Below are 25,956 nucleotides of genomic sequence, written 5' to 3' on the forward strand. Positions count from 1 at the left end.
CTCTTCCGAGTGACTCGCCGTAAGGGCGAAACCCTAAGTGGCCGTTACCGCAGGAATGGATATGTACACGGACAACAAACAACAGGTCGGCCGTAAGGCCGCCTCGGTTTGGACGAGTCCATCCAATTACGAGGATTACGCCGGTTTCTTGGCTTGGCGATGATCGGCGAAAAACGCCTTGCCCTTGCCGATCCGGTCCGACGCCTTGGGCGTATTCGCCGCCTGGGCCTCCTGCGCATCGACATACCAATAGCAATGACTCACCGCCCGGGTAATACCCACATAAGCCAGGCGCAAAATCTCGTCCTTCTGGGCATTGTCATAAGGCTCACTGTCGCCAGCCTTGCCCAGGCCCGCCAAGCGGTAAACCTGGTTCTTGTACGGCGAACGGGTCAGGTGCTGGCAATCGCCGAGCAGGAACACCGCGTCCGCCTGAAGGCCCTTGGCGCTGTGATAAGTCAGCTGCTTGAGACGTCGGGCCTCATGCGGCAAGCTAGAATCAACATTAACTACCGACTGAATATGCTGCTCTATCAACGGCTTATCGCTACTTTTTCGATAAAGCATCAAGATTGAGTCACCTTTACGGTAGTGCTCCATCAAGCGCTGGGCCATGGCCTGATCGTCCCGATCCAGTACATTGACCGGCAGCAAGGCCTTGGGCTCGCCGCTGGCCTTGGCCTTCTTGCCGGCAATTGCCGGTGCGGCTCGCACGATGTGTTCGGCGGCGTCGATGATGTGCTGGTGACTGCGATAATTGTCGCTGAGCATGACCTTGGTGGTACTCGGCGACGAGAACGTCTTGTTGAACTCCATGAAATAGCTCGGCGAACTGCCGCGCCAACCGTAAATCGACTGCCAGTCATCGCCCACGCACAGCAATGACGAGTGCTGGGCGCCGCGCCCTACGTGCATCGCCGGGCCGCGACTGCGGATCTCGGCCAGGCTGGCGCGGATCCACGAGACGATTTGCGGCGAAACGTCCTGGAACTCGTCGATCATCAAATGCGACAGCGGCCGCAACAGCTCGTCGCTGAGCAGCTTGAGGTTTTCCGGGGAATGTTCGCTGAACAGCGCGAACATGCGGTTGTAGGTCATGACCGGCGGTTTCTGGTCGAGCAGATGATCTTCCAGGGCACGCCAGTACAGGCTCAAGGCCTCGAAGAAAAACCGGTCCGGGTCGTCCTTGGCAAAACTCATCTCACCCACGGCAGTCGGCACATCGAGGCCGAGGTTTTCGATGAAACCGGCAGCAGCGACAAAACAGTCCAGCAATGGCGCAGACGCCAGCTCACCTTTGACCTTGTAATCAAAGCCCGGCCCGGCGCTGGCATCGCCACCAAGAGATGCCAAAACCCGTCTTGACGACTCGTAGTTATCAAGCCATATCAACGGCTTACGACAGAAAGCTTGAAACAGGGTGCGCTTCACCGCGGTCTCCGCACGCAGCGTCAGCTTGGCATTCGGCCGGGTCAGCTGCGGGTTTTCACCGGGATCGAAACCCAGTACCACCCAAGCGTCCAGCGACGCAATGTAACCATGGCAGTGAAAGGCGCTGCCGTTGATATCAAAAGCCTGGCGCTTGGGCTCTATGCCCTTGATCGGCCAGGCACCAGCGCGAAACCACAAGTCTTCCACCAGGTCGCAGAGTTCTTCATCGCGCTTGGCCGCCAGCTCAGTGACGGCCACGCGCTTCTGTACATCGGGGTGGTCGCGCTCCAGTTCCTTGAGTTGCAAGGCGTGGCGGGACAATGGCTTGATCAGCTCGCGAAAACGCTCATGGCGGCTGTGCAAGGCGTGATAACAGGCGTTGAGTTGCTGACGCTGGGCGTCATTGATGCGCAGATCGAAGGGATTACTGTCCACCTCGTCATCCGCACCTTGCGCCCGGTTACTGAGGTTCTCGAAAGCTTGCAGCCGTTCGAAGCCCGGCAGGCTGCGAACCATCGGCAGAATGCGCGAATGGAAGGTGCGCACCAGGTCACGCGCCTCGCGCACACCCAGCGTATGTCCCCAGAGCGCAAACAGCTCGATCAGTTTATTGATGAAGTCCTTGCGCGACTCGCGGGTAAAGGTCACCACGGTCATCGAGCCCAGTTCGAACCCCAGGTAGTGTTTCAACAGCAGAATCCGCAGGACCAGCGTCGTCGACTTGCCCGCGCCCGCGCCGGCAATCACCGACGTCGATGGCGTGTCGCTGAAGATCATCTTCCACTGCGCGGCGCTGGGCTGGGCATGCGCCGGCAGCAACCGGGCGACGTCGGCCTTCATGCGCTTCTTCAATTCGGCGGTCAATGGCAGGCGCCAGTCGTCGAACAGATGATCATCGATGTTCGGTGGCCGGTGCTCGGTGCAGCGCGAGTCGCGAATCAGCAGGACTTGCCGGCCCTCTTCCAGCCCCTCGAGCTTGCCTTCCTTGTATCCATAGTCCACCCCGGCGCTGTGGCCGCTGCGAAAACCGTCGGCCTGACCATGCAACCAGGACGCGCGGTGTTGTGCACGCAGGCGTGTCAGGCCATGACCGAAAAAGCGCGCGGCCAGGCGCTTGAGCCATGGCATCTCGGCCAGGGGACGAAGTTCAGGCGGAAGATCGGGGGTGTGTTGCGGCACGCGGACGGACTCCAGGGTGTGAGGCTGTTGAGGGCTATGGTGTCTGTATTTGCCGCTCAGTTCTAGTGAAATGCTTATGAGTCATCGGCTTATAGGCGATATTGAAGGCCGGGTAAGACGTTTTCGAGGCCTATTTCCATCAAATAATTCGATGATCATGAGGCACTTTTTACGCTTTTTATCGATTGTTGCCTGATGGATGATGCCCGTCATCAACCACCGGTGTCGATTCGTGGCCAGCCCTTGCGCCCCATGACGAACCCTTCAGGAGACGATCATGCTTGAACTCAGACCCTACAACTCGCTTGGCGGCGCTCACCATGGCTGGTTGGATGCCCATCACCACTTTTCGTTCGCCGAATACCATGACCCCAAGCGCATGAACTGGGGCAACCTGCGGGTATGGAACGATGACGTGATTGCCCCGGGCACCGGTTTCCCGCAGCACCCGCACCGGGACATGGAAATCATCACCTATGTGCGTGAAGGCGCCATCACTCACCAGGATAACCTGGGCAACAAGGGTCGCACTGAAGCGGGTGACGTTCAGGTCATGAGTGCCGGCACCGGGATCGCCCACAGCGAATACAACCTGGAAGCGACGCCGACGAAGATTTTCCAGATCTGGATCATCCCCAACGAATCCGGCCTGGCACCGTCCTGGGGCGCCAAGCCGTTTCCGAAAGGCCGGCGCGAAGGTTTCGTGACCCTGGCCAGCGGCAAGGCCGGGGACGATCAAAGCCTGCGAATCCGCGCCGATGCGCGCTTGGTGGCGGCGAACCTGAAGGCCGGCGAAACCGCCGAGTATCAACTTGACAGCGGGCGTCGCGCTTACCTGGTGCCGGCCACTGGAGTCATTGAAATCAATGGCTTGCGTGCACAAGCTCGAGACGGTGTGGCGGTTGCTCAGGAGCAGGTGTTGCGGGTGACGGCGATTGAGGACAGCGAGATTGTGTTGGTGGATTTGGCTTGATGCTGTAAATCGGACAAAAAAAGGGCGACCGTGGGAGGTCGCCCTTTTTTATTGGCTGGAGTACATCGGTGTTCATGCTGCCGTCTTCGCGGGCAAGCCGGATCGCCGCACCGCTCGCTCCTACAGGTTCTACGCAATCCTGTGGGAGCGAGCCTGCTCGCGAAGACGGCCGTCAATCATTTCGCAGAAATAGCGCCATCCACGAGCGTCTGGGCTTCAGCCACCAACTGCTTGAGGTGGTCGTCGCTGACGAAGCTTTCCGCGTAGATCTTGTAGATATCCTCGGTGCCCGACGGGCGCGCCGCGAACCAGCCGTTTTCGGTCATGACCTTCAGACCGCCAATGGCCTGGTCGTTACCCGGAGCATGGCTGAGGATGCTCTGGATCGGTTCACCCGCCAGTGCAGTCGAGGTGACCTGATCCGGCGACAACTTGCTCAACAGGGCCTTTTGTTCCGGGTTGGCCTTGGCATCCACGCGCACCGAGAACGGCTCGCCCAGTTCGTCGGTCAGGGCCCGGTAGGCCTGACTTGGGTCGCGACCGGTGCGTGCGGTCATTTCTGCCGCCAGCAAGGCCGGGATCAGCCCGTCCTTGTCCGTGCACCAGACACTGCCGTCCTTGCGCAGGAACGAAGCCCCGGCACTCTCTTCGCCACCGAAGCCCAGGGAGCCGTCGAACAGGCCGTCGGCAAACCATTTGAAGCCGACCGGCACTTCATACAGGCGGCGCCCCAGGCGCTTGGCCACGCGGTCGATCAAGCCGCTGCTGACCACGGTCTTACCCACGGCGGCATCGGCTCGCCAGTGCGGGCGGTTCTGGAACAGATAATCGATCGACACGGCCAGGTAGTTGTTCGGCGCCAGCAGGCCGCCGGAGGGGGTGACGATGCCATGACGGTCGTGGTCTGGATCGCAGGCGAAGGCTACGTCGAAGCGTTCCTTCAGGCCGATCAGCCCCTGCATCGCGTGGCTGGAAGATGGGTCCATGCGAATCTGGCCGTCCCAGTCGACGGTCATGAAGCGGAACGTCGAGTCAACCTGCTTGTTCACCACGTCCAGGTCCAGGCGGTAATGTTCGGCAATCGCCGACCAGTAACGCACGCCTGCGCCACCCAGTGGATCGACGCCCAGGCGTAGCTTGGCCTCACGAATGGCGTCGAAATCGATCACATTGATGAGGTCGGCGACATAGGTGTTGAGGTAGTCGTGGCGATGAGTGGTGCTGGCCTTCAGCGCCTGCTCGTAGCTGATGCGCTTGACCCCGGCGAGCTTGTTCGCCAACAGCTCGTTGGCCTTGGCTTCGATCCACTTGGTGATGTGGGTATCGGCCGGGCCGCCATTGGTCGGGTTGTATTTGTAACCCCCGCTTTGCGGTGGGTTGTGGGACGGGGTGATGACGATGCCATCCGCCAGGCCCGAGGTACGGCCGCGGTTGTAGCACAGGATTGCATGGGAAACGGCTGGCGTCGGCGTGTATTCGTCACCTTCGGCGATCATCACCGTCACGCCATTGGCGGCCAGCACTTCCAGGGCGCTGGCGCCGGCCGGCGTGGACAACGCGTGGGTATCGATGCCAACGAACAACGGGCCATCGATGCCTTGGGCCTGGCGATACAGGCAGATGGCCTGGCTGATTGCCAGGACGTGCCATTCATTGAAACTCAAGTCGAACGAGCTGCCTCGATGCCCGGACGTGCCGAAAGCCACCCGCTGGGTAGAAATGGCGGCGTCGGGTTGGCCGGTGTAATAGGCCGTGACCAGTCGCGGGATATCTACCAACAATTGCGCCGGTGCCGGCTTGCCCGCAAAAGGACTGAGTGTCATGCAATACCTCTGGAATAGAGTTCAGGAGTAGGACCGGAGTTTACTGGCAGTTTGACCTTAGCGCGATGGAATCGATCCATTGATGTCATTTGGCAAAGGCTCAATCGATAGCTTCCAGACGCAAGGCGTCTCCCAGCAAGCCCTGCGCGGCGGTCAGTTCCTGGTCGTTGCCAACGCCATGGCTCAAGCGCAAGTGTTGTCCGTGCAGGCCCTGCAGACTGAACAGCTCGCCGGGCGCGACGACCACCTGTTGCCTGAGCAACCGCTGGAACACCCGGCTCATATCGACCCGGCGCAATGAACGCAGCCAGATCGTCGCCCCGCCCTGGGGTTCGACGAACTGCAAGGCATCACCCAGGCGCTCCTGCAAAAGCCGGGTGATTTGCTCCTTGCCATCCTTGAGGCGCCGGCGCAGTACCTGCAAGTGTTGATCGATGCGTCCGTTGCTGTACAAACGCGCAATGGCTTTCTGGCGAATCGGCGACAGGCGAAAGGCGCGCAAGAGAAATTGCCGTTGCAGCTCGCTGCTCATATGGCGGGAGAGCAGATAGCCATAAGGGGCCTCCGGGCCGATGATCTTTTCGAACGTGGAAAACACCATCAGGCGCTCCGGGGCCAACAGATCACGAAATCGCCGCTGATCGAACTCAAACTCGAGTTCGCCATAACAATCGTTTTCCAGCACCCAAATGCCTTGCCGTTCCAGCAATTGCGCGATCGCCTGCCGGTTGTCATCGGGGGCCTTGCTGCCCCGGGGCATGTTCATCCCGGATGACACCATCACCAGGCGCACCGGCTGCGCTTCCAGCAGGTCGCTGAGGCGCTTGCCGTCCAGGCTACCGTCGCCCAGCAGCGGCCATTCGATCACCTTCACACCGGCCGCCTGAAACAGACGCAGTATCGCCCAGTCACAGGGCGACTCGACAACCACAGCGGCGTCCTTGAGCTCCAGCACGACGATCAGGATTTCCAGCACACCGCGTAGATCGGCGCCGATGTAGACATCATCGGCATGCCAACAGCGTACCGGCGAGCTGGTATAACGCGCCGCCAACGCGGTACGCAGCTCCAGTTCGCCACAAGGCTGCGCAGCCGGCTGCGGCTGGCGCGGGTATTGGCGCAGCAGCTCCCTTTCCAGCAATAACAACGGGCTGTCGAGCGGTTGCAGTAACGCAGGCTCATCCGCGCTCAGGACCAGCATGGCGGGAAGACGGGCGTTGACATACACGCTCTCGAGCAAGTCACTGCCATCATAGAGCGTGCTGTTGGGGGCAACCGGCAGCGCGTAGTAACCGGACTTGGCCACCGAATAAACCCGCCCCTCCTTTTCCAGTAGCGCATAGGCGTACTGAATGGTCGAGATCGACACGTTCAAGCGCTCGGCCAGTTCACGCAAGGATGGCAGGCGTACACGGCTATCGCTCACGGGTTCGCTGATCAGGCTGGTCAAGTAGCGGTAGACCGCCTGATAGGCGAAATCGGTTTCACGTTGTCCTTTCATGGCAGGGGACCGCTTGCGTGGCGGTGGCTGTCATGCACACTCGAAAAGGCCGGCAACATGCGCACGCTCAACGACCTGCCGACCATTCACCGGTCACCGACACCTCGTCGCTTGCTTGCCCGGGCTCCGGGGCATGGCTGTCGGGCGGGCTCATCGACCTGCCCTCCTGCACCACAGGCGCCATGCGATACAGGTTGCCGATCAGGCTGACAGGCAAGCCGCTGACATCGACCATCCACTGCAGGATCTGCTCCTGGACCGGATGCCCCTGCATCGCCCGATGCAACTCGGGCATGGCCACGAGCATGCCCGGATGGCATTGGCGCAGGAAGCGTTCCAGTGTCGCACCCTGCCCGACAAACGGTGCAAACAACAGGCACACCCATTGCGCCTCGTTCAGGCCAAAGCCCTGCTGAGCCTCATCGGCGATCAGGGCGCGCTGTGCAACCAGTTTGTGCGGGTTGCCATACGTCTCGTCTGCCCGATCACATAAGCGCTCCGATAGTTGATTACGGCGCATCATCACCAGGGCGCGCTGCAGGTAGTGTGTAACACCTGCCGCATAGGTGTTGCCCTGGACGAAGCAGGATTGCAACCCCCGCAGGTGTGCCGAGACCGCGACGCTGACGTGCTGATTTTCGCCAAGATGCGCCGCCAGTTCATCGGCCTGGAACCCGAGAAACTCGGTCAGTAGCGGCCAGCGCTCTTCAAGGTGGCTGACCAGCACGTCGTGGATATCGATGTAGGTCGTGCGACGACAGGCTTCAAACTGCCCTGCCGGACGCCAGGCCTCTTGGCCGTAGTCTTCATAAAACGCCTGATAACAGTCGCTGCCAAATTCATCGAGCAACATGAACAACCCACCGTAATCCGCCTCCTGACGGTTGGACGTCACGAGGCCGGCCTTGGCGGCCGCGCGCTTGAGCCCTTCGATGAACCGCTTCTGCTCGCGCGGTGAGTCGCCACTGACCAAGGCATCGACGCCATTGTTCCAGCGGGCGATCTGTCCATGGAACTCGCCTGCGGCCAGGTACCCGTCGTCCCACAGGTCAAGTGGTCCGTCCATGATGCGACGATGGCCCATCATCAGCAGGTTCGTCCGGTTGGCCTCACGTGCGCCGCGCGATAGAGGGGCACGGTGATCGAACGCCAGCACCTCCCTGTTATCAACCATCAGCACTTCGACGCGGGGATCATCGTAGACGAACAAGGCGTTGTAGCTGCGATGGATGTTATCCAGTGCCAACTGGCTCATGCCATTGCGCCGTAGGGTCGCCACCCGCAACCTGAATGTCGTGGGCGCCCGGGTGGCGATGGTCAACTGTGCGGCCCGCAGCAGAGCCAGGGTGTAGCAACTGTCACGCGATCCGCACTGGACCGCCAATACCTTGTAGTCACCGATCCGATCCATCCCTCCGGCGGCGACAGCCAGGCGCTGGATCAACAACTGCAAAGCCGTGCGCTCGGCGCGTGAAAAAAAACTCAACAGGCGCTGCAGCACTTGTTGATAGACATAGTTCATCGCCTGGTCATGGATATGGGTCATTTCTATTTACCTGCTATTCAAAAGTCCGATACAACGCAAACAACTTCACGCCTAGCGCAAGGAATGCCCGAAGGGAGATTAATTACTGAACTTTATTACCAAATGCTAACAATAAAATTTTTCGTCATCATTTGAAATAATTGATCGCTGCAGGCCAGGCAGGCCCGTAAGGGCTGACGCACAGCAGCTTGGCGGGGGTTTGTTTCGATTGCCTTCGGCATCCTAGGAAATGTCCGACAGCGTCCCACAGACATTTAATACAAAAAATGAGGAAAGTAGCTTCTCGTAGTAATGTGGCGACCACGCAAAAAGCCACTAGTTGTCGAACTTGCGTTAACGACGCCCATTGAAAAGTATCGGCTAGATACCTGGCCATGACTCATTCCTTGAGATGAAAGTAATCATGCAATTATCAGTACTTGGATGTTGATTAGAAGCTACAGATCGAGAGCAAAAACCGGTTCAGTTGCTGAACCGACCCACCTTCAGGCTGGTGGGACGTCTCATGTCGGGGGGCAAAGCGCTAAAACGCAAGAGTCCGTGCAGGCACGGACTCTTCGGGAGGGGTCAAGCAGGTTCGACTTGCAGGGCAACCCTTTCGCGGCATGGGCATTCGTCCATGTAGCGGTGCGCCTCGACGAACTCGGTGAACGGGAAGACCCGGGTCTTGAGCGGCAGCAGCACGCGATCGGCGGTCAGCTGGTTGATGTCGCGCAAGGCACGTTGCAGCGCGACCTGGTCCTGGATGATGCCCAGCTCCGGCTTGCCGGTGAAATTGCCGATACAGTGCACAAAAAACTGAATGTTCTTCTGAAACGCCGCACACGCCGGGAATGGCGTCTGGTTGCCGCCCTGCAGGCCGTACAGCACCAGACTGCCGCGCGGCGCCAGGACGTCGCCGAGCAACGACATCTGCGGACCGCCCAAACCATCGAACACCACGTCCACACCACGGTTGTCGGTGATCTTGTTGACCCGCATCAGCAGGTCTTCTTCCTCGGTGACGATGACTTTCTCGGCACCCAGGGACAGCAGGTATTCACGCTCCTCCGCGGATTTGGTCGCGGCGATCACTCGTACGCCCAAGGCTTTACCCAGTTGTACGAACGAAGGGCCGGCGCAGTGGCTGGCGTCGGTAACCAGGGCAAATTGCCCGGGTTTGACCCGCGCCAGGTCGACGTAGCCAAAATAGGCGATCAAAAGCGGCGTGTAATGCACGCTGGCTTCGATCGGGCTGAGCACGTCCGGGTAACGAGACACCGACGAGCGCGGCAGGACGATCAGCTCGCCATAGACCGGGTAATCGTTCGGGCTCTGGGCCGGGAAACTGGCGACCTTGTCACCAACCGCCAGGTCATCGACACCTTCACCGACAGCCGTGACGATACCGGCCATTTCCTGGCCGATACCGGCAGGCAGGCGAGCGTGGGACGACGCCAGGTTCTGGCGCCAGAGTGTGTCGTACCAGCTGATGCCAATGGCTTCGACGCGCACCTGCACTTCGCCCGGAGCAGGCAGAGCCGCCGCATGCTCTTCGCATTTGAGCACCTCGGCTGGACCAAACTTGTGAAAACGGATCGTGCGGGACATCGCAAACCTCGCCAATTGAACCTCTAATGCCTTGAACTCTAGCTGGGGTTTTGACCCAACACTATCAGTGGCTATTAATAGTCGACATGCCTGTCATTGATTCCGCAGCTGCAGCAACATCGTCAAATGTCGTAAGAAACCGGAGCAGCCGGTGTGGGAAAATTGAATTACTCGGTGCAGAGTACCAGCCTTTCCCCGTAATATTCCTGCTGGCCATTGTTCTCATATGGCCGCTCACGTCAAGTTTGCTGACTCTGCCAGGACTCAAGATGAATCGTAATGACCTGCGTCGTGTCGACCTGAACCTGTTGATCGTGTTCGAAACGCTGATGCACGAGCGCAGCGTGACCCGCGCCGCGGAGAAGCTGTTCCTCGGTCAACCGGCCATCAGTGCGGCGCTCTCGCGCTTGCGCGGGCTGTTCGACGACCCGCTGTTCGTGCGCACCGGCCGCAGCATGGAACCGTCCGCGCGGGCGGTCGAGATCTTCGCCCTGCTCTCCCCGGCACTGGATTCGATTTCCACCGCCGTCAGCCGTGCCGCCGAGTTCGACCCGGCCACCAGCACCGCGGTGTTTCGCATCGGGCTGTCGGACGACGTCGAATTCGCCCTGCTGCCCATGCTGCTCAAGCGCCTGCGCGCCGAATCGCCGGGGATCGTGCTGGTGGTGCGGCGGGTCAACTACATCCTGATGCCCGGTTTGCTGGCCTCCGGCGAAATATCCATCGGCGTCAGCTACACCACCGACCTGCCCGCCAATGCCAAGCGCAAAGTGCTGCGCCGCAGCTCGCCAAAACTGTTGCGCGCCGACACTGTGCCCGGGCCATTGAGCCTGGATGATTTCTGCGCTCGCCCCCATGCGCTGGTGTCGTTCGCCGGTGACCTGAGCGGCTTCATCGATGAAGAACTGGAAAAGCTCGGGCGCAAACGTCATGTGGTGCTGGCAGTGCCGCAGTTCAACGGGTTGAGTTCGCTGTTAAGCGGCACTGATATTGTCGCGACTGTGCCTGACTATACGGCCGATGCGCTGACGGCAGCCGGCGGTGTGCGGGCCGAAGATCCACCGCTGCCGGTGCGCAGCTTTGAATTGCACATGGCATGGCGTGGGTCCCAGGATAATGATCCGGGGGAGCGTTGGTTGAGGTCGCGGATTCAGATGTTCTTCGGGGATCCGGATAGTCTGGCTTGATCCTGATCATGTGTTGAGGCTGATGGCCTCTTCGCGGGCAAGCCTCGCTCCTACAAAGCGAAGGGAGCGATTCGGTCTCAAGCTTGACCTTTACCCTCATGGAAACACAGAATTTCCATCAACCCCATTGATCGAGACCTTGGCAAAGGCGCAGGCTAGAGAGCTACCCCGCCTCTCCTATCATTCCGAATGATAGTTACCTTCGCCCCATTCGATTCGTGCGATACAACCCTGCCGAGCATCATTCGCCAATCTTAATACATTGGCGGATGCATCCATGGAACAGTCACTCAAACATTTGCGCTTGCCGTTGGCCGTATTGGCCGTAGTGGTGATGAGCGCTTGCGGCAAGACGCCAGAGACTGCCGCTACCCTGCCCGCAGCCAAGGTCAGCGTGGCCAAGGTGCTGGAGCAACCGGTCAACGAGTGGGACGAATTCACCGGGCGCCTTGAAGCGCCGGAAACCGTAGAGATTCGTCCACGGGTCTCGGGCCAGATCGATGAAGTGACCTTCACCGAAGGCGCCCTGGTCAAGAAAGGCGACCTGCTGTTCCAGATCGATCCGCGTCCGTTCCAGGCTGAAGTCCGTCGCCTCGAAGCCTTGGTTGCCCAGGCCCGCGCCAACGCCACCCGCAGCGAAAACGAAGCCCAGCGCGGTGAGCGCCTGCGCACCAGCAATGCGATTTCCGCCGAGCTCGCCGATTCGCGTACCAGTGCCGCCCAAGAGGCTCGCGCCGCCGTCGGCGCCCTGCAAGCACAGCTGGACCTGGCGAAATTGAACCTGAGTTTCACCCGCGTCACCGCCCCCATCAGCGGTCGCGTCAGCCGTGCGCAAATCACCGCCGGCAACCTGGTGACGGCCGATACCACCCCGCTGACCAGCCTGGTGTCCACCGACAAGGTCTACGCCTACTTCGATGCCGACGAGCGCGTGTTCCTCAAGTACACCCAGCTCGCCCGCCAGGGTAAACGCGGCGCCACCACCCCGGTGTACATGGGTCTGTCCAACGAAGACGGCAACCCGCACCAGGGCGTGATGAACTTCGTCGACAACCAGGTCAACCCGAAAACCGGCACCATCCGCGGTCGCGCCGTGTTCGACAACAGCGACGGCAGCTACACCCCGGGCCTCTACGCTCGCCTGAAACTGGTGGGCAGCGGCACCTACAACGCCATGCTGATCAACGATGAGGCGGTAGGTACGGACCTGGGCAAGAAGTTCGTGCTGGTGATGGATGCCGACAACAACACGGCTTATCGCGCCGTGGAGCTGGGTCCGAAAATCGAAGGCTTGCGCATCGTGCGTAACGGCCTGAACTCGGGCGACACCATCATCGTCAAGGGCCTGCAGCGGGTACGCCCGGGTTCCCCGGTCACCCCTGAAGTGATTCCGATGGCCACCGAGCAGACCCTTGCGGCCCTGGCCCAACAACGACAAGCGCTGGAAGCCAGCAACCTGCCCCAAGTCGCGCCTGCCAAGGTCGCGCCGGGCACCGTTGTGAAACTGGCTGCTGCGAACCCACGCGGTTAAGGGATAACGACTCCGATGAATTTTTCCCAATTCTTCATTTCACGGCCGATCTTCGCCGCGGTGCTGTCGCTGCTGATCCTGATCGCCGGCGCCATCTCGCTGTTCCAGTTGCCGATCAGCGAATACCCGGAAGTGGTGCCGCCGACCGTGGTGGTGCGCGCCAACTTCCCGGGTGCCAACCCCAAAGTCATCGGTGAAACCGTGGCCGCTCCGCTCGAGCAAGCGATCACCGGCGTCGAGAACATGCTGTACATGTCCTCGCAGTCGACCGCCGACGGCAAGATCACCCTGACCATCACCTTCGCCCTGGGCACCGACCTGGACAACGCCCAGGTGCAGGTGCAGAACCGCGTGACCCGCACCGAACCGAAGCTTCCCGAGGAAGTGACGCGCATCGGTATCACCGTGGACAAGGCCTCGCCCGACCTGACGATGGTCGTGCACTTGACCTCGCCGGACAAACGCTACGACATGCTGTACCTGTCCAACTACGCGATCCTCAATATCAAGGATGAGTTGGCGCGCCTGGGCGGTGTCGGTGATGTGCAGCTGTTCGGCATGGGCGACTATTCGCTGCGCGTGTGGCTCGATCCGAACAAGACCGCTTCGCGCAACCTGACTGCTACCGATGTGGTCAACGCCATCCGTGAACAGAACCGCCAGGTGGCTGCCGGTGCATTGGGCGCGCCGCCTGCGCCGAATGCGCAAAGCTTCCAGTTGTCAGTGAACACCCAGGGCCGTCTGGTCAGTGAGGAAGAGTTCGAGAACATCATCATTCGCTCTGGCGACGACGGTGAAATCACTCGCCTGAAAGACATCGCTCGGGTTGAACTGGGCTCCAGCCAGTACGCCTTGCGTTCCTTGCTCAACAACCAGCCGGCGGTGGCGATCCCGATCTTCCAGCGCCCGGGTTCCAACGCGATCGAGATCTCCAACGAAGTTCGGGCGAAAATGGCCGAACTGAAGAAGAGCTTCCCCGAGGGCATGGACTTCAGCATCGTCTACGACCCGACGATCTTCGTGCGCGGCTCCATCGAGGCGGTGGTCCACACCCTGTTCGAAGCGCTAATCCTCGTGGTGCTGGTAGTGATCCTGTTCCTGCAGACCTGGCGCGCCTCGATCATTCCATTGGTGGCGGTGCCGGTATCGCTGATCGGCACCTTTGCCGTGATGCATCTGTTCGGCTTCTCGCTGAACGCCCTGTCGCTGTTTGGCCTGGTATTGGCGATCGGTATCGTGGTGGACGATGCGATCGTGGTGGTGGAGAACGTCGAACGTAATATCGAGCTCGGGCTGACACCGGTCGAAGCCACCAAGCGCGCCATGCGTGAAGTGACCGGGCCCATCATTGCCACGGCACTGGTGCTGTGCGCGGTGTTTGTTCCGGCCGCGTTCATCTCCGGGTTGACCGGGCAGTTCTACAAGCAGTTCGCCCTGACCATTGCGATTTCGACGGTGATCTCGGCCTTCAACTCCCTGACCCTGTCGCCGGCCCTGGCCGCTGTGTTGCTCAAAGGCCATGACGCACCGAAAGACCGTTTCTCCAAGGTCCTCGACAAGATGTTCGGTGGCTGGTTGTTCCGTCCGTTCAACCGCTTCTTCGAAAAGGCCAGCCATGGTTACGTCGGTACCGTTGCCCGCGTGATCCGCTCAAGCGGCATCGCCCTGCTGCTGTACGCAGGCCTGATGGTGCTGACGTTCTTCGGTTTCTCCAGCACCCCGACCGGTTTCGTACCCGGCCAGGACAAGCAATACCTGGTGGCGTTCGCGCAATTGCCGGATGCGGCGAGCCTGGACCGCACTGAAGACGTGATCAAGCGCATGTCCGACCTGGCCCTGAAACAGCCTGGCGTGGAAAGTGCGGTGGCCTTCCCTGGCCTGTCGATCAACGGTTTCACCAACAGCCCGAACGCCGGCATCGTCTTCGTGACCCTCAAGCCGTTCGACGAACGTAAAGACCCGAGCATGTCCGCCGGTGCGATTGCCGGTGCCTTGAACGGCCAGTTCGCCGGGATCCAGGAAGCCTACATGGCGATCTTCCCGCCGCCACCGGTACAAGGCCTGGGCACCATCGGCGGTTTCCGCCTGCAGATCGAGGACCGGGGCAACCTGGGCTACGAAGAGCTGTACAAGGAAACCATGAACGTCATCGCCAAGAGCCACAACGTGCCGGAACTGGCCGGGTTGTTCACCAGCTACACGGTCAACGTGCCCCAGGTCGATGCCGCCATCGACCGGGAAAAAGCCAAGACCCACGGCGTGGCCGTCAGCGACATCTTCGACACCCTGCAGATTTACCTGGGTTCGCTGTATGCCAACGACTTCAACCGCTTCGGTCGCACCTATCAGGTCAACGTCCAGGCCGAGCAGCAGTTCCGCCTCGAATCCGACCAGATCGGCCAGCTCAAGGTGCGCAACAACAAGGGCGAGATGATCCCGCTGGCGACCTTCATCAAGGTCAGCGACACCTCGGGGCCGGACCGCGTGATGCACTACAACGGCTTCATCACCGCTGAAATCAACGGCGCCGCCGCCCCAGGCTACAGCTCCGGCCAAGCGGAAAAAGCCATCGAGAAACTGCTCAAGGAAGAACTGCCCAACGGCATGACCTACGAATGGACCGACCTGACCTACCAGCAGATCCTGTCCGGCAACACCGCGCTGTTCGTGTTCCCGCTCTGCGTGCTGCTGGCGTTCCTGGTACTGGCGGCGCAGTACGAAAGCTGGAGCCTGCCACTGGCGGTGATCCTGATCGTACCGATGACCCTGCTGTCGGCCATTACCGGTGTGATTGCTTCGGGCGGCGACAACAACATCTTCACCCAGATCGGCTTGATCGTACTGGTGGGGCTGGCCTGCAAGAACGCGATCCTGATCGTCGAGTTCGCCAAGGATAAGCAGGAAGAAGGCCTGAGCCCGCTGGCCGCGGTACTTGAAGCCTGCCGCCTGCGTCTGCGGCCGATCCTGATGACCTCGTTCGCGTTCATCATGGGTGTGGTGCCCCTGGTGTTCTCCAGCGGCGCCGGTGCCGAAATGCGTCACGCCATGGGTGTGGCGGTGTTCTCCGGGATGCTCGGGGTGACCTTCTTCGGTCTGCTGCTGACGCCGGTGTTCTACGTATTGATTCGCAACTTTGTCGAGCGTGGTCAAGCGCGCAAAGCCGCCCGTGCCCTGAAGCTGGAGTCGCATTGATGAGTTTGAAAGCTTTCCTGCCGAGCCTGCTGGTACTGGCGCTGAGCGCCTGTGCCGTCGGCCCGGACTATAAAACCCAAGCCCTTGAACCGGCCAACATCACCACGGCCACGCAGGGCGCAGCCGGCCAGAAAAACTTCGACCGCTCGCGTTTCGAAGGCATCTGGTGGCAGCAGTTCGAAGACCCGACCCTCAACCAGTTGGTGACCGAATCCCTCAAGGGCAACCGTGATCTGCGCGTCGCCTTCGCGCGCTGGAAAGCGGCCCGGGCGATCCGCGATGACGTCAGCAACGACGCCATGCCGACCATCACCAGCCGGGTCAGCAGTGACCTGGGCAAAGGGCAGATTCCCGGCGAGACCACCGACCGGGTCAACAGTGAGCGCTACGACCTGGGGCTGGACATGGCATGGGAGATCGACCTGTTTGGCCGTATCCAGCGCAACCTGGAATCGGCGAATGCCGAGCAACAGGCGCTTGAAGCTGATCTGTATCAGCTGCAGGTGACCATGATTGCCGAACTGGTGGACGCCTATGGTCAGCTGCGCGGTGCGCAACTGCGGGAAAAGATCGCCTTGGCCAACCTGAACAACCAGCAGGAGTCGCGCAAGATCACCATCAGCCTGCGTGATGCCGGCGTCGGCGACCAACTCGATGTGGAACGTGCCGATGCGCGCCTGGCTTCGGTCGAAGCCAGCGTGCCGCAATTGCAGGCCGAACAGGTGCGGCAGAAAAACCGCATCGCCACCCTGCTGGGCCAGCGCCCGGACAAGTTGGCCGTGGACCTGAGCCCCAAAGACTTGCCGGCAATTGCCAAGGCCCTGCCGATCGGCGATCCCGCCGAGTTGCTGCAACGCCGTCCGGACATCCTCAGCGCCGAGCGCAAACTGGCGTCGGCCACGGCGCGTATCGGCGTGGCCAAGGCTGACCTGTTTCCGCGGGTGAGCCTCAGCGGCTTCCTCGGCTGGACCGCCGGGCGTGGCTCGCAGATCGGTTCCTCGGCGGCCAACGCCTGGGCACTGGGCCCGAGCATCACCTGGGCGGCGTTTGACCTGGGCAGTGTAAAAGCCCGCATACGCGGTGCCGACGCCGATGCCGAGGGCGCCCTGGCGACCTACGAGCAGCAGGTGTTGCTGGCCCTGGAAGAATCGGAAAACGCCTTCAGCGACTACGGCAAACGCCAGCAACGGCTGATTTCGCTGATTCGCCAGAGTGAATCGAGCCGCTCCGCGGCCGACCTCGCCGAGATCCGCTACCGCGAAGGCACCGCCGACTTCCTCGTGCTGCTCGATGCCCAACGTGAGCGCCTGGCGGCGGAAGACACCCAGGCCCAGGCCGAAGTCGACCTGTACCGCGGCATCGTCGCGATCTACAAGGCCCTTGGTGGCGGCTGGCAACCGGAGACGGTGGCCAGCAACTAACAGCCTTTAAAGAGCTCCTTTGGTTGGCCGCAACCAACCAATTTTTTGCCCCGCGCCTCATTCGGTCGCGGGGCTTTTTTTTGCGATTTTAGAAAACACTACGGCCCCTGTGGGAGCGGGCTTGCCCGCGATGGCGGCAGCACATTCAACATTAATGTCGGCTGATCCACCGCTATCGCGGGCAAGCCCGCTCCCACCGGGTTCAGTATTGTAATTCAGATTTGTGGGTTTCCCGGACGGTCACGGTGGCCGTTGTGCCCGCTCGCAGCTTGTCTTTACCGGCATAGTCCGCGTCGATCCGTATCCGCACCGGCACCCGCTGCGCCAGTTTGACCCAGGTGTAGCTGGGGTTGATGTTGGCCAGCAAACGCCCGCCGGGCAGGTTTTCCCGGTCGGCGATGGCGAAGGCGATGCTTTGCACGGTGCCGCCAAATCGTTCTCCACTCATCAACTCGATGTCGACCCGATCGCCCTCCCCGATCCGCGGCAGCTTGGTTTCTTCGAAATAGCCGCTGACATAAAACGAATCGCTGTCCACCAGCGCCACCAGCGGACCGCCTGCGGTCGCGTAGTCGCCCTGGCGGGTCAACAGGTTGGTGACATAGCCGCTGACCGGCGATACGACGCGGGTGCGTTCCAGATCGTGTTCGGCTTCGGCCAAGGCGGCAATGGCCAGTTGCACGTTGGCCTGGGCAAATCCCAGGTTGGCCTGGTTTCGCAGCAAGTCGGCCTGGGCCACCGAGACATCGGTGCTGGATTTTTCCCACTCTTCACCGGAAATGGCAGAGCGCTCCTTGAGGGTGCGCCGGCGCCGCTCCTCGCTCTGCCGCTGGCGCAGCAACGCCTGGCTGGCAACGATGGTTGCTTCGGACTGCCCAAGTGAAGCCTTCGCCACTTCCACCGAACGCTTGGCGTGTTCCACCGCCAGGGCGTAGCGTGAAGGATCGATTTCCAGCAGCAACTGGCCCTTCTCCACATGCTGGTTGTCGTGAACACCGAGGCTGACAATGCGTCCCGCGACATCGGCGGACAAGGTCACGACATCGGCACGCACCCGTGCATCCCGGGTCCAGGGCGCGCGGGTGTAGTGCTCCCAGGCAAACCAGCCGAGCACGAACGCCAGCACCACCACCGCCACCGTAGTGAGATGGGCAAGGATCTTCTTCACGGCATCAGGCTCCCATCACCAGGATCAACGTCGCGCACACGCAGACGTACAACGCACCTTCGAACAAGGCTTCGTGCCAGACGAACTGCAACACGCCCAGGCGCCGCAGAATCCAGTCCAGCACCAGGAAAACCGGCACTCCCAGGAGCAACGCCTGGGCGATCGGCGGCAGGTAGACGCCGCCTATTTCCAGATCAATGGGCAAGCTCGGGTACTCCTTGCAAGGTGGCGGGTTCGAAGTGGCCACGGTGGCGTTCCAGGAACGACACCACGATCAACAGCGCCACGCGCATGCGAAACACCGACCAGAGGTGTTCATGAACGCTCGAGTGCAGCGCGTCCAGTTCATCACCCAAGGCGTGCAGACTGTCGAGCACACTGTCCACGTGAATGTCCGGCCGGCCTGCCACCAGCCTCCCGGTTTCGCGCACCGTGGCGAGCAATCGGCTTTGCAACTGCGGGCTAAGCAATGTGTTGTTCTGCCCCTGTTGGCGCAGCTGGTTCAAGGCGATGCCCAGCGCCATGCACCCCAGGCTGACGTCGAACAGGTCCCGCGCGGGTTTGTCCTGGATGGCGGGCATCAATCCCAGCATCATGGTCAGGCGATCGACCATGCGACTCTCGAAGGCAAACTGGTTTTCATCGGTGGCCGGGGTTTTCAGCAAGGCGTAGACCTGCTCGCAGTTCTCCCTGAACAAGCGGCGCATCCGCAGCACGGGCCTGAAGGGAAAGATCAAGGCATAGACACTCAACGCCAGTGTCGCGGCGCACACGTAAGCACCGGCAAACTCGAACCACTGGATGGCGCTGTTTTGCCCGATGCCGGTATTTTGCGGGCCCAACAACAGGCACGTCATCAGCCCCAGGCCAATCCCCGTGCCCGTCGTGGCCGGGCTGGACAACCCCACGGCGACGGCATACAGCATTGGCGCCAGCAACAGCGCCAGCAGCTCGAAACTGCTGATCATCGGCACCAGCGCGAACTGCAGCACCGACGACAACACCAGTGCCAGCGCCAGCCCCCGGGCATAGCTCTGGGCAGCCAGCAGTGGCCGGGGAAACGTCGCCATCAACGAACAGAGAATCCCCACCACGACCATCCCGCCCCGGGCGCCGTCCCATCCGGTTTCAATCCAGATCAGCCCGGCCACCATCAGTGCGCAGTAAGCGCGGATGGCATTCATCGTCGCCAGGGTGAAATCCAGGTGCAAAGGATTGGCCTGGCCGCGATAAACGCTACTGGCCTTGCGCCCGGTCTGGATTACATCGCTCAATTCCAGGATCGTTTCAAGCTGCTGCAGCATGCGCGCCTGTTCCCAGCGCAACGACCATGACAGCGAGCGCAGGGTGGCCTTGAAGGGTTCGATCAGTTGCTCCGAGCGGTACGCCAGTGCATCGAAACGCGTTTGCAACGCAGCAAACTGGCGCCGTTGCTCGGCGGGCATCGCGCGCCCCTGCCGGGCCAGTTCATCGAGAAAGACCAGTTCTTCGTCGAGCAACTGCCGTATTTCCCCGGGTATCTCGCCTTCCCAGCGCTCGAGCAACAGTTCGCGTTGATGGCGCAAGGCAGTGAGCCGTGCCGTCAGCAGCACCAGTTGGTTGCCGAGTAACTGCACCAGGTCGTCGGCGCTGCGCAAACGCGGCGCGTCGTAATACAGATGCCGGCGTACCCCCTCAAGCGCGCTGATCTGCCCCAGTAATTGCATTTGCCGCCGGTGGAAGTCGGCTTCGCTTTCCTCGGTGCGGATAACGGCGCTGGCATGGGTCGCCAGCAGCTTGATCACCTGGTCGATCCGGTCGAAATACTCCTTGGCCACGGCCTCGGGGCGCGCGGTCAGCAGGCTGACCACGCAGACGCAAGCCACCGCCAGCAGCGTCTCGGTCACGCGGGTCACGGCCAGCAGGAAGGTACCGTCTTGATCGGGCACCGCCAGCAATCCCACGACCACGGCCGTGTAGCCGCTGAGGACAAAGGCCTGCGAACTGGTATAGCGCAACAAGGTGCCACCGGCGGTGCACAATGCCAGCCACAGCGACAAGGTCATGATGAAAGGCAGCGGCGCCTGGGGGAAGATCGCCATGATCAGTACGGCCACCGCCGCCCCCAGGGTGGTGCCGATGACCTGGCCGAAACTGCGGGCCAGCACCATGCCGGCCAAGGGTTGACTGATGATGACCACGGCCATGATCGACCACTTGGGCTGCTCGAGGTCGAATACGAACGCCAGGTACAGGGTCAACAGCCCGGCCGCAATGGTTCTCAAGGCGAACAGCAGCACCCCGCGCCCGGGGTTGAGCATCGCCTTGAAGTATTGCAGCAGCGCTTGCATGGGTACACCCGTCCAGTCCACTCCAGCAAGCGTAGTCACAGCATCGGGGTCTGGACAGGTTTGCGTATCGCAGTCAGGGTTTGACTCAAGGCCCCGCCTGACCGAAGCTGACAGCTTTGCCAAAGCCTGCCAGCTTCCGGATTCTGCATGCCCCAGTCCCGCCGCTACCTGCTCATCAGTCTCTGCGTCCTGTTTGCCATCGGCCTTGCCTGGATGTTCCTGCGCAGCAGCACCCCGGTGGTGCCCGAAGCAATCAAGCGCGGTTACACCGAAGCGCTGACGGCAGCCCGCAACGGCCAACCGGGGGCCGCGCGGGTGCTCTACCAGCAATTGGCCCGCCCGGACATTTCACCCAAGCGACGCGTCTGGCTGCATGCCGAACTGCCCAACTACCCCAGCTCCGTGGCGCTGAAGCTTGCGGATGCGGACTTGCAGCATGAGGCGCCCGAGGTCCGCATCGCAGCGATCAAAAGCATCAGCGCACTGGTGCCCAGCGGCCAGCGCAGCCTGTTGCTGGGGCCGTTGCTCGATGACGGCGAGCAGAACGTGCGACTGGCCGCCGTCAATGCGCTGCTGGGCTTGTCGCCCGATGATCTCGGCCTGTATTTCGGCCCTCTGGAGCAAGCCATCGACGCCTGGCAGCAGGTGTTGAAAATCGCGCCTGAAAGCGCCGACAACCAGTACCAACTCGCGCGGCTGTACCTGCACAACGCCCAATTGAAAGAGGCGCAACAGGCGCTCGAACACTCGTTGCGCCTCGACCCTGGCAAGCTGCCGGCGCTGGTGATGCAGATCGAAGTACTGGACAAACAGGGCCAGGCCGACGCCGCCCGCCAACTGTTGGCCAAACAACTCAAGGCCCAGCCCGACTCGGCCTATTTGCAACACGCACTGGGGCTTTGGTTGCTGCATCACGGCCAAAGCGAGTTCGCCCTGCTAGGTTTATCAAAGGCCGTGGAGCTTGAGCCGAACAACAAGGATTACCGCTACGACCTGGCCACCACGCTGCATGGCGAACAGGAACTGGAAGCGGCGCAGAAACAGCTGCAGGAAATCGTCCAGCGCCACCCGAACGATCGTCGGGCACGGGTGTTGCTGATCAATTACTGGAAAGAAAGCGGACAGTTGCAGAACGTGCAGATATTGCTGGCGCAGCTTGAGCAAATGAATCCGGATGATCCGGCGTTGCAGCAAGGGCTATAAAACGTTCCTCGCCTGTAGGAGCCAGGCTTGCCGGCGAAGAACGATAACGCGGTGCAACAGCTACACCGCAGCGTCTGGTTCGCCGGCAAGCCTGGCTCCTACAGGCGAAAAACGATGACGCGGGCAAGGGTGCGTAGGCCCAACGTCCCCCTACAAAAAGTTGAACGCTCATTACGACCCAGGGTCAAGAGAACAGGCAGCCCGTCACCAGCTGCCTCGTTTCCCCTAGTCATGAGAGGGCATTTTTTGACTACATCCAACGAGTTGACCAGCGTAAAAGCCGCCACAGGAATTGATGGTCTCGATGACATCCTCGATGGCGGACTGTCCCGCGGCCATGTGTTTTTACTTGAAGGCGAACCCGGAACCGGCAAAACCACGGTCGCCCTGCACTTTTTGCTGGCTGGCGCCCAAGCCGGCGAGCGCTCGTTGTACATCACCCTGTCCGAAACCGAACGCGAATTGCGCCAGGGTGCACGTTCCCATGGCTGGGAGCTGGACGATAACGTCCATATCTTCGAACTGACGCCCCCCGAAAGCCTGCTGACCGCCGAGCACCAGCAATCGCTGTTGTACTCCTCGGACCTGGAACTGGGTGAGGCCACCAAACAGATTTTTGAAGTGGTCGAACGCGTCAGGCCGACCCGCGTGGTGCTCGACAGCCTCTCCGAGATTCGCCTGCTGGCGCAAAGCTCGCTGCGCTATCGTCGGCAGATCCTCGCCATCAAGCACTATTTCGTGCGCTACGAGGCCACGGTGCTGCTGCTCGATGACCTGACCACCGAATCTTTGGACAAGACCGTGCACAGCGTGGCTCACGGCGTGATTCGCCTCGAGGAACTGACGCCCAACTATGGCGCCGAGCGCCGACGCGTTCGGGTGGTGAAATACCGTGGCCAGAAGTACCGCGGCGGCTTTCATGATTTCACCATCATGGGCAACGGCGTACACGTGTTCCCGCGCCTGGTGGCCGCCGAGCACCGTGGGGACTACCTGCGCCAACAGTTGACCAGCGGCATCCGCGAAATGGATGCGCTGCTCGGCGGCGGTATCGAGACGGGCTCAAGCACCCTGATCCTCGGCCCGGCCGGCACCGGCAAGTCGCTGATCTCGATGATTTTCGCCGCCGCGGCCGTGAGCCGAGGCGAGAAAGCGGCGCTGTTTATCTTCGATGAAGAGCTTGGCCTGCTGTTCGCACGCATGAAGAACATCGGGATCGACTTGAGTGCGCTGCAAGACAGCGGCAATCTGCTGATAGAGCAAGTGGACGCCGCTGAACTGTCCCCCGGCGAGTTCTCCCACCGGGTGCGTCGCTGCGTCGATGAGGGCGACATCAAGACCGTGGTGATCGACAGTATCAACGGTTACCAAGCGGCGATGCCGGAAGAAAACGCCCTGGTGCTGCACATGCACGAGCTGCTGCTGTACCTCAATCGCAAAGGCGCAGCGACCTTCATGACCGTTGCCCAGCATGGCCTGGTCGGTGACATGCAGGCCCCGGTGGACATTACCTACCTGGCCGATACGGTCATTCTGTTGCGCTACTTCGAAGCCCTGGGCAAGGTTCGGCGTGCCATTTCGATCATCAAGAAACGCACCGGCAGCCATGAATCGACCATCCGCGAATACAAGATCAGCGCCAACGGCATGACCATAGGCGATCCGCTGGAAACCTTCCAGGGCGTATTGCGCGGTGTCCCGACCTACCTGGGCGCGAGCAATCCCCTGCTCAGGGATGAGACACCGTGACAGTCAATCAAGCGACGTCCGAGCGTGCGATCATTCTTGCCCCCTTGGGGCGAGACAGCCAGATCGCCTTGACCTTGCTCAACGAGGCCGGCTTCGGCGGGGTCGTCAGCAAGGACCTGGCGGGGCTTTGCCACGAACTGCAACAAGGTGCCGGCCTGTTGCTCATGTCCAGCGAAGCCCTGCTGCGCAGCGATCTTGAGCCGCTGCTGGGGCTGATCGAGCAGCAACCGGCATGGTCGGATTTGCCGATCGTGTTGCTGACTCACCATGGTGGCCCGGAACACAACCCGGCGTCGCGTTTTGGCCCTCTGCTGGGTAACGTCACGTTCCTCGAACGCCCCTTCCACCCGGAAACCTTGATCAGCATGGTCACTGCCGCCCTGCGCGGTCGAAGGCGACAGTATGAAGCCAGAGACCGGCTGGTGGACTTGAGCATGAGTGAACTGCGCCTGCAAAACACCCTCGAGACCCTGGAGCAACAGGTCGAAGAGCGCACCGCGCAGCTGCGCCACAACGAGGAGGTGCTGCGTCAGTCGCAAAAAATGGAAGCGGTCGGCCAACTCACCGGCGGCATCGCCCATGACTTCAACAACATGCTGACCGGCATCATCGGCAGCCTGGAGTTGTTGCGCCGGCGCCTGGCCCGTGGGCGCACAGAGGACCTGGACAGCCTGATCGACCTCGGCGTGACGTCCGCCAATCGTGCGGCGAGCCTGACCCACCGTCTGCTGGCGTTTTCCCGTCGCCAGTCGCTCGACTCAAAGCCCGTGGACATGAATAACCTGGTGGTCTCCATGGGCGAGCTGTTGCAACGCAGCATCAACGAAAGCATCGACCTGGACATGCAGTTGAACGAGCAGCTGTGGGTCGCCGAAGCCGACCCCAATCAACTGGAAAGCGCCCTGCTCAACCTGGTCATCAATGCCCGCGACGCCATGCCTGATGGTGGGAAACTGCTGGTGCAGACCTCGAATCGCAAGTTGGACGCCGATTTCACCAGGCCCCACGGTAACCTCGCGCCAGGTGACTACGTGGTACTGAGCGTCACCGACAATGGCTGCGGCATGCCGCAAAGCACGATCAATCGAGCCTTCGATCCATTCTTTACCACCAAACCCATCGGCCAGGGCACGGGCCTTGGCTTATCGATGATCTATGGCTTCAGCAAGCAATCGGGCGGACATGTCGCGATTCAAAGCGAAGTCGGCCAAGGCACCACGGTGAACCTGTATTTGCCGCGTTTTGGCGGTGACCTACCCCAGGACAAGCCTATCGACATCGAACATGCGCCTTACGCGCAAAATGGCGAGACCGTGCTGATCGTCGAGGACGATCCGGCGGTACGGTTATTGGTCAGCAACGTGCTGGGGGATCTGGGGTATGCCTTTGTCGAGGCCAGCGATGCCGACAGTGCGATGCCGATCCTCGACTCGACCCAGCGCATCGACCTGCTGATCAGCGACGTGGGCCTGCCCGGCATGAATGGCCGGCAACTGGCGGAAATCGGCCGGCAGCTGCGGCCGCAGCTGAGGGTCTTGTTCATTACCGGGTATGCCGAACATGCGGCGGTGCGCGGCGGGTTCCTGGACCCGGGCATGCAGATGATCACCAAGCCGTTTACCTTCGATCTGTTGACGGCCAAGGTGCAGGAGATGATTCGCGTGTAGGAGCTGCCGCAGGTTGCGGCAGTTCCTACCGGGTCAGGACAGCATTTCCTGCATCAGTTCCTGCAACCTGTCCAGATCGAATGGCTTTTCCAGAATCGGCGCCTTGCGGGTGATCGGGCTGTCCGTCTCGCGGATTTCCTGGGCGTAGCCGCTGATGAAAATCACCTTCAGCTCAGGCCGCAGTTTCACCGCGGGCTCGGCGATCTGCACGCCGGAGATACCGCCGGGCAGGCGGAAGTCGGTGATCATCATGTCCAGGTGTGGCTTGCTGGCGAGGATTTCGAAGGCCTGCTCGCCGTTTTCGGCTTGCAGCACCCGATAGCCCTCCCCCGACAGGTAGGCCGACAGCACCATCAGGATGGAGGGATCGTCCTCGACGACGAGGACTACATCTTGTGCATCTTCACTCATGGGAAGCCTTTGTTCGGTCAATAGCTGCTGATACGACCCCGGGGTCGATCAGAG

Annotated in this window: 17 protein-coding genes; 8 read left to right on the top strand and 9 right to left on the bottom strand. The window is 61.1% G+C overall.

Annotated elements, in window-relative coordinates; genetic code table 11:
* Positions 1-135: 135 nt before the first annotated feature.
* Positions 136-2,610 (bottom strand): UvrD-helicase domain-containing protein, encoded by a 2,475-nt coding sequence (locus tag PMI35_RS12865; protein ID WP_008061264.1) that lies wholly within the window; start codon positions 2,608-2,610, stop codon positions 136-138.
* Positions 2,611-2,887: 277 nt separating this feature from the next.
* Between PMI35_RS12865 and PMI35_RS12860 the strand changes: the two genes are divergently transcribed.
* Positions 2,888-3,583 carry a pirin family protein gene (locus tag PMI35_RS12860; RefSeq protein ID WP_008061266.1) on the top strand — a complete coding sequence of 232 codons (696 nt, stop codon included), beginning with the start codon at positions 2,888-2,890 and terminating at the stop codon, positions 3,581-3,583.
* A 176-nt stretch (positions 3,584-3,759) separates the two neighbouring features.
* On the opposite strand, the gene pgm is transcribed toward PMI35_RS12860, so the two are convergent.
* From pgm to PMI35_RS12840, 4 genes are all read right to left on the bottom strand, one after another.
* Positions 3,760-5,406: a phosphoglucomutase (alpha-D-glucose-1,6-bisphosphate-dependent) gene (gene pgm / locus PMI35_RS12855; protein WP_008061269.1), complete on the bottom strand. Its 1,647-nt coding sequence runs from the start codon at positions 5,404-5,406 to the stop codon at positions 3,760-3,762.
* Positions 5,407-5,506: 100 nt separating this feature from the next.
* A complete protein-coding gene (locus PMI35_RS12850) occupies positions 5,507-6,907 on the bottom strand; it encodes an aminotransferase-like domain-containing protein (protein WP_008061272.1) in 1,401 nt (466 codons plus the stop codon).
* Between the two features lie 67 nt (positions 6,908-6,974).
* On the bottom strand, positions 6,975-8,453 hold the full coding sequence (locus PMI35_RS12845) for a hypothetical protein (protein WP_008061274.1): 1,479 nt from the start codon (positions 8,451-8,453) through the stop codon (positions 6,975-6,977).
* A gap of 567 nt (positions 8,454-9,020) precedes the next feature.
* Positions 9,021-10,043 carry a zinc-dependent alcohol dehydrogenase family protein gene (locus PMI35_RS12840; RefSeq protein WP_008061279.1) on the bottom strand — a complete coding sequence of 341 codons (1,023 nt, stop codon included), beginning with the start codon at positions 10,041-10,043 and terminating at the stop codon, positions 9,021-9,023.
* 269 nt (positions 10,044-10,312) lie between these two features.
* Between PMI35_RS12840 and PMI35_RS12835 the strand changes: the two genes are divergently transcribed.
* The 4 genes from PMI35_RS12835 to PMI35_RS12820 all read left to right on the top strand — a co-directional run bounded on the left by PMI35_RS12835 (position 10,313) and on the right by PMI35_RS12820 (position 17,374).
* Complete coding sequence (locus tag PMI35_RS12835; protein ID WP_008061280.1) at positions 10,313-11,230, top strand: LysR family transcriptional regulator; 918 nt, start codon at positions 10,313-10,315, stop codon at positions 11,228-11,230.
* A 277-nt stretch (positions 11,231-11,507) separates the two neighbouring features.
* Positions 11,508-12,761 (top strand): multidrug efflux RND transporter periplasmic adaptor subunit MexE, encoded by a 1,254-nt coding sequence (mexE, locus tag PMI35_RS12830; RefSeq protein ID WP_008061281.1) that lies wholly within the window; start codon positions 11,508-11,510, stop codon positions 12,759-12,761.
* A gap of 15 nt (positions 12,762-12,776) precedes the next feature.
* The gene (locus tag PMI35_RS12825) at positions 12,777-15,953 is read left to right on the top strand and encodes an efflux RND transporter permease subunit (RefSeq protein WP_008061282.1); all 3,177 of its coding nucleotides are present in this window, start codon (positions 12,777-12,779) and stop codon (positions 15,951-15,953) included.
* The gene (locus PMI35_RS12820; protein ID WP_008061283.1) at positions 15,953-17,374 is read left to right on the top strand and encodes an efflux transporter outer membrane subunit; all 1,422 of its coding nucleotides are present in this window, start codon (positions 15,953-15,955) and stop codon (positions 17,372-17,374) included. The genes PMI35_RS12825 and PMI35_RS12820 overlap by 1 nt, the downstream gene beginning before the upstream one ends.
* Positions 17,375-17,576: 202 nt before the next feature.
* Here the strand turns inward: PMI35_RS12820 and PMI35_RS12815 are convergent, their stop codons facing one another.
* The 3 genes from PMI35_RS12815 to PMI35_RS12805 are packed head-to-tail and all read right to left on the bottom strand — an operon-like array spanning position 17,577 to position 20,872.
* Positions 17,577-18,542: an HlyD family efflux transporter periplasmic adaptor subunit gene (locus tag PMI35_RS12815; protein WP_008061284.1), complete on the bottom strand. Its 966-nt coding sequence runs from the start codon at positions 18,540-18,542 to the stop codon at positions 17,577-17,579.
* 4 nt (positions 18,543-18,546) lie between these two features.
* On the bottom strand, positions 18,547-18,747 hold the full coding sequence (locus PMI35_RS12810) for a DUF1656 domain-containing protein (RefSeq protein ID WP_008061285.1): 201 nt from the start codon (positions 18,745-18,747) through the stop codon (positions 18,547-18,549).
* The gene (locus PMI35_RS12805; protein ID WP_008061287.1) at positions 18,737-20,872 is read right to left on the bottom strand and encodes an FUSC family protein; all 2,136 of its coding nucleotides are present in this window, start codon (positions 20,870-20,872) and stop codon (positions 18,737-18,739) included. Before PMI35_RS12805 ends, PMI35_RS12810 begins: the two co-directional genes overlap by 11 nt.
* Before the next feature lie 147 nt (positions 20,873-21,019).
* On the opposite strand from PMI35_RS12805, the gene PMI35_RS12800 reads away from it, so the two are divergent.
* The 3 genes from PMI35_RS12800 to PMI35_RS12790 all read left to right on the top strand — a co-directional run bounded on the left by PMI35_RS12800 (position 21,020) and on the right by PMI35_RS12790 (position 25,491).
* On the top strand, positions 21,020-22,075 hold the full coding sequence (locus PMI35_RS12800) for a tetratricopeptide repeat protein (protein ID WP_008061288.1): 1,056 nt from the start codon (positions 21,020-21,022) through the stop codon (positions 22,073-22,075).
* A 246-nt stretch (positions 22,076-22,321) separates the two neighbouring features.
* Positions 22,322-23,824, top strand: a complete 1,503-nt coding sequence (locus PMI35_RS12795; RefSeq protein WP_008061289.1) for an ATPase domain-containing protein — start codon at positions 22,322-22,324, stop codon at positions 23,822-23,824.
* Positions 23,821-25,491, top strand: coding sequence for an ATP-binding protein (locus PMI35_RS12790; protein ID WP_008061290.1), 1,671 nt, complete (start codon positions 23,821-23,823; stop codon positions 25,489-25,491). The genes PMI35_RS12795 and PMI35_RS12790 overlap by 4 nt, the downstream gene beginning before the upstream one ends.
* 33 nt (positions 25,492-25,524) lie before the next feature.
* Here the strand turns inward: PMI35_RS12790 and PMI35_RS12785 are convergent, their stop codons facing one another.
* Entirely contained in the window at positions 25,525-25,902 is a 378-nt protein-coding gene (locus PMI35_RS12785; protein WP_008061291.1) for a response regulator, read from the bottom strand.
* Between the last annotated feature and the right edge of the window lie 54 nt (positions 25,903-25,956).

The organism is Pseudomonas sp. GM78 (assembly GCF_000282475.1).
In the GTDB taxonomy this organism is placed as follows: domain Bacteria; phylum Pseudomonadota; class Gammaproteobacteria; order Pseudomonadales; family Pseudomonadaceae; genus Aquipseudomonas.